Source organism: Burkholderia sp. (genome assembly GCF_018375725.1).
Taxonomy (GTDB): Bacteria; Pseudomonadota; Gammaproteobacteria; order Burkholderiales; family Burkholderiaceae; genus Burkholderia.
Genome location: NZ_JAHACR010000315.1, coordinates 1 through 4,730 on the forward strand (window position 1 = coordinate 1; position 4,730 = coordinate 4,730).

Sequence of the window (4,730 nt, forward strand, 5' to 3'; positions counted from 1 at the left end):
GGCAGCGCGACCATGCACTGGCCTGCGCGGTCGCCTGGCAGCCGGTCGATCCGGCCACACTCGGCCGCGCACGCGGCCGGCTAACAGTGCTCGGCCTCGGCCCCGGCAACGCCGCGTGGCTGACGCCCGCCGCGCGGACGGCGCTCTCCGACGCCACCGACATCCTCGGCTATACGACCTACGTCAATATGGCCGGCCCGTTCCGCACCGACCAGCGCGTACACGGCACCGACAATCGCGAGGAAATGCAGCGCGCCCGGCACGCGTTCGAGCTGGCCGCCGAAGGCCGTCGCGTTGCCGTCGTGTCGTCCGGCGATCCCGGCGTATTCGCGATGGCTGCGGCCGTACTCGAGGCGCTCGACGAGACACGCGATCCGTACTGGGCCGCGGTTGAACTGCGCATCGAGCCTGGCGTATCCGCGGCGCTCGCGACGGCTGCCGAGGCAGGCGCACCGCTCGGCCACGACTTCTGCGTGATCTCGCTGTCGGACAACCTGAAGCCGTGGACCGTGATCGAGACGCGGTTGCGGCATGCGGCCGAAGCCGATCTGGTGATGGCGTTCTATAACCCGATCTCGCGTGCGCGGCCCTGGCAGCTCGACCGCGCGCTCGATGTCGTGCGCGCGCACCGATCCGCCGAGACCGTCGTCGTGCTCGGCCGCGATATCGGCCGGCCGGGCGCGACGCTGTCCGGCACGACGCTTGGCGCGCTGCGTTCGGATCAGGTCGACATGCGGACGATGGTGATCGTCGGCTCGTCGACGACCCGACGCTTTGGCATCGGCGACGGGCGCGAATGGGTCTACACGCCGCGCTGGTATCGCTGAACGCCGGCGCGCGCCGGCCGCGTCACCCCTCGAGCAGCGCGTCCGGCGTCAGCCATTGCGCGCCCCACGCATCGGCAAGACGGGCACCACGCCCGAGCGGAACGGCTGCGTCGTCGAAGTCGACAAACACGATGTGATCGGCCGCCCTGGGCCGCGCGGGCGTCTCGCGCGTGCGGCCATCGGACAACACCCACAGCCAGCGCTGTCGCACCGGATCCCGGCGCGCCGCTTGCGCAAGCAAGCTCGCCGCCGCGTCGATCCCGTCGGCGAGCGGCGTGCCGCCACCGCCGTCGACCGGCTCCAGCCAGCGCGCATTCCACCAGCGCGGCACAGCCGGACCGAAGCGGCGGACCGCTCCCGCGCCGCCGAAACAGATCAGCGCAGTTTCCGCGCGTGCGTGCGCCGCCCGATCGAAATACGCGACGATCAGCCCTTTCGCGCGCGCCAGTCCGCCGGACGCCAGCATCGATGCCGAGCAGTCGAGCACGAAGCAATGCAACGCACGCGGCGCTTCCGCTCGCTTCCTGAAGCGCAGATGCGCCGGCTGCCATGCCGCGGCGCGCTTCGCGGCGAGCGTTGCCGCCCACGCGACGGCGGCGCCGGTGGGGGCCACGCCCGGCATGCGATCCGCCGCGCCCGGATGCCATCGAGAACCGCGAAGCCTCGTCGCGGCGGCGCCTGCTCGATGGCTCAGCGTTTTTTTAGCGGCAGCGGAATGACGCCCTTCACGGTCTGCAAGCCGGCCGGCTCGGGCGGCAGATAACCCCAATCGCCCTGCGCGCCGGCATCGTCCCGGGACGTGTCGCCGGACGAGGGCGCACGATCGCGCGGCGAATCCGGCGGCGGCCCGCCGGGGGCGTCATGTTGCCGGGATGCAGCAGGCGGCGCCGGATGCACTGTGCGCCGATGCCGCAACACCGCGTCCGCGACACGATCGACATGCTCGACCGTTACGGCATCGGCGCCGTCGAGTGCGGCCAGCGCACGCGCGGCGCGCAGCATCACGAGGTCGGCGCGCAGACCATCGACGGCCGCCTCGATGCACAGCGCGCTGACCCGCGCGTGCACCGCATCGCCGAACGTCAACACCGACAGCCGTTCGCGCGCCGAGCGGATGCGTCCGGCCAACGCCCGCTGCGCATCGGCGTGACGGGCGCAAAACGCCGCCGGGTCGGCATCGAACGCCAGACGCGCCTTCACGATCTGCTCGCGCTGAGCCACGTCGAAGCAGTTCCCGAGCTCCACCATCAACCCGAAGCGATCGAGCAGTTGCGGGCGCAGTTCACCTTCTTCCGGATTCATCGTGCCGACCAGCACGAAGCGTGCGTCGTGCGCGTGCGATACGCCATCGCGCTCGACGATATTCACGCCGCTCGCGGCGACGTCGAGCAGCGTATCGACGAGTCCGTCCGCCAGCAGGTTCACTTCGTCGACATACAGCACGCCGCGATGCGCTCGGGCGATGAGGCCGGGCCGGAACCGCACGCCGTTCTCCGCGAGCGCGTGCGCGAGATCGAGCGTGCCGGTCACCTGCTCGTCGCTCGCCGACAGCGGCAGCGTCACGAATTCGCCCTCGGGCAGCAGTTCCGACAGCGCCCGCGCGGCCGTCGATTTCGCCGTGCCGCGCGGCCCGCTGACAAGCACGCCGCCCAGCGACGGATCGATCGCCGCGAGCAGCAGCGCCTGTTGCAACGCCGTCTGCCCGACGAGCGCATGAAACGGGAACACCGCCCGCTGGCGATGTGTCGGGTCGGTCATCGACGTGCTCCTTCAAGATGGTGTTCGCTCGCGAGCCAGACCGATTCGATCCGCTAGCGGTAGTCGCCCGGCTGCTGCCACAGCCCGCGCTGCATCGCTTCGACGAAGCGCTCGCAGATGCCTTGCAGCGCGTGCGGATTATGCCGCTCGAGGAACGCGCGCGTGTCCTCGTCGAACAGGTACGCATCCGCGACGAGCGCATAGTGATGATCGGCCAGCACGCGCGCGGTCGCGTCATAGCCATACAGGTAATCGACCGTCGCGGCCATTTCCGCCGCGCCATTGTAGCCGTGACGCTTCACGCCGTCGAGCCATTTCGGGTTCACGACGCGCGAGCGGATCACCCGTGCGATTTCCTCGCGCAGCGTGCGCATCCGCGGCGCGGCCGGGTTCGCATGATCGCCGTGATAAAGGCTCGGCTGACGCCCCGACAGATGCCGGACCGCCGCCGTCATGCCGCCCTGGAACTGGTAGTAGTCGTTCGAATCGAGGATGTCGTGCTCGCGGCTGTCCTGGTTCTGCAAGACGACGTCGATGGCCGCGAGCCGCTCGCCGAACACGTCGGGCGCGGCGTCGCCCGCGCTGTTCTGCGCGTACGCGTAGCCGCCCCAACGCTGATACGCGTCGGCGAGATCCGCGTCGGTCTGCCAGCGCCGCTGGTCGATCAGATCCTGCAGCCCTGCGCCATAGCTGCCCGGCCGCGCGCCGAACACGCGCCAGCCGGCGCGCCGGCGTGCCTCGTCGGCCGGCACGCCTTGCGCGATCCATCTGGCGCGCTCGCTTTCGATGCGCGCGCGGATCGGGTTCAGATGCGCCGGCTCGTCGAGCGCCGCGACCGCCTGCACGGCTGCGTCGAACAGATGCATCAGGTTCGGGAATGCATCGCGGAAGAAACCGGACACGCGCAACGTCACATCGATACGCGGCCGGTCGAAGATTTCGATCGGCAGAATCTCGAAGTCGGTCACGCGATGGCTGCCATGCGCCCATTTGGGCCGCACGCCGAGCAGCGCGAATGCCTGTGCGATGTCGTCGCCGCCGGTGCGCATGGTCGCCGTGCCCCAGACCGACAGGCCGACCGCGCGCGGGTAATCGCCGTGATCCTGAAGATGGCGCTCGATCAGCTGCTGCGCCGATTTCAGGCCGAGCGACCATGCGGCCTGTGTCGGCACCGCGCGCGTGTCGACCGAATAGAAATTGCGTCCGGTCGGGAGCACATCGGGACGCCCGCGCGACGGCGAGCCACTCGGCCCCGGCGGCACGAAGCGGCCGTCGAGTCCACGCCGCAACTGGCGCAACTCCTCGACGCCGCACGCGTCGAGCGCGGACATCAGCGTCGCGCGAATCCGCTCGATGACGGGCAGCGTGTGCGTCCAGTCGCCCGGCGGCGGCTCGCATCCGATGCCGGGCGCTGCCGCGCACAGACGCTCGAGCCACTGTTGCGCAAGCCGCTCGAGCCGCTCGCGCGTGTCGCCCGCGTGGCGCCACGGCGAATCGTCGAGCGCCTGCAAGGCGGCGGGACGCGGCCCGTGCCACGGTGCGGACCAGTCGGCGGCAAGCGGATCGAAATCGTCGCCGAGCTGCAGATCCCGCGCGAGCGCGCCGATCAGCCCCGCGCGGCCGCCGCGGCCATCGCCGACCGGAAAACGCGCCAGCGCAAGCAGCGTATCGCGCCGCTGACGGCCGGCCGGCGACTGGCCGAATATGTGCAACCCGTCGCGGATCTGCGCTTCCTTCAACTCGCAGAGCCACGCGTCGACGCGCGTCAGCAGCGCATCCTCGTCTTGCGCATCGCGTGGCGGCGACACGCTCAGCTCGTCGTGCAGCCGGTGCTCGGCGATCGTCGCGAGGATCGTCCGGCGCAGCAGCTTCGCCCGCCGCGCATCGACCATCAAGGCCTCGTAGTATTCGTCGACCTGCCGCTCGAGATCCTGCAGCGGGCCGTAGTTTTCCGCGCGCGTGAGCGGCGGCATCAGATGATCGACGATCACGGCCTGCGCGCGCCGTTTCGCCTGGCTGCCCTCGCCCGGATCGTTGACGATGAACGGGTAAAGATGCGGCAGCGGGCCGAGCGTCAGATCCGGCCAGCACGCGTCGGACAGCGCGACGCTCTTGCCCGGCAGCCATTAGAGGTTGCCGTGCTTG

3 protein-coding genes and 1 pseudogene are annotated in these 4,730 nt (G+C 70.4%); 1 reads left to right on the forward strand and 3 read right to left on the reverse strand.

All coding sequences use genetic code 11. The annotated features are described in order from the left end of the window. The coding region (cobJ, locus tag KH616_RS21620; RefSeq protein WP_292250656.1) for a precorrin-3B C(17)-methyltransferase at positions 1-827 on the forward strand (827 nt) is incomplete at its 5' end. Between the two features lie 22 nt (positions 828-849). Here the strand turns inward: cobJ and KH616_RS21625 are convergent. The 3 genes and pseudogenes from KH616_RS21625 to cobN all read right to left on the reverse strand — a co-directional run. Beyond that, complete coding sequence (locus KH616_RS21625; RefSeq protein ID WP_292250658.1) at positions 850-1,449, reverse strand: magnesium chelatase; 600 nt, start codon at positions 1,447-1,449, stop codon at positions 850-852. Between the two features lie 68 nt (positions 1,450-1,517). Beyond that, complete coding sequence (locus KH616_RS21630) at positions 1,518-2,585, reverse strand: ATP-binding protein (protein ID WP_292250660.1); 1,068 nt, start codon at positions 2,583-2,585, stop codon at positions 1,518-1,520. A 53-nt stretch (positions 2,586-2,638) separates the two neighbouring features. After that, positions 2,639-4,730 (reverse strand): annotated as a pseudogene (cobN, locus tag KH616_RS21635) (cobaltochelatase subunit CobN); the annotation flags it as partial.

Excerpts from the sequence above, each read along its gene's own strand:
- KH616_RS21630 (WP_292250660.1), bottom strand. The coding sequence starts at position 2,585 with ATGACCGACCCGACACATCGCCAGCGGGCGGTGTTCCCGTTTCATGCG.
- KH616_RS21625 (WP_292250658.1), bottom strand. The coding sequence starts at position 1,449 with ATGCCGGGCGTGGCCCCCACCGGCGCCGCCGTCGCGTGGGCGGCAACG.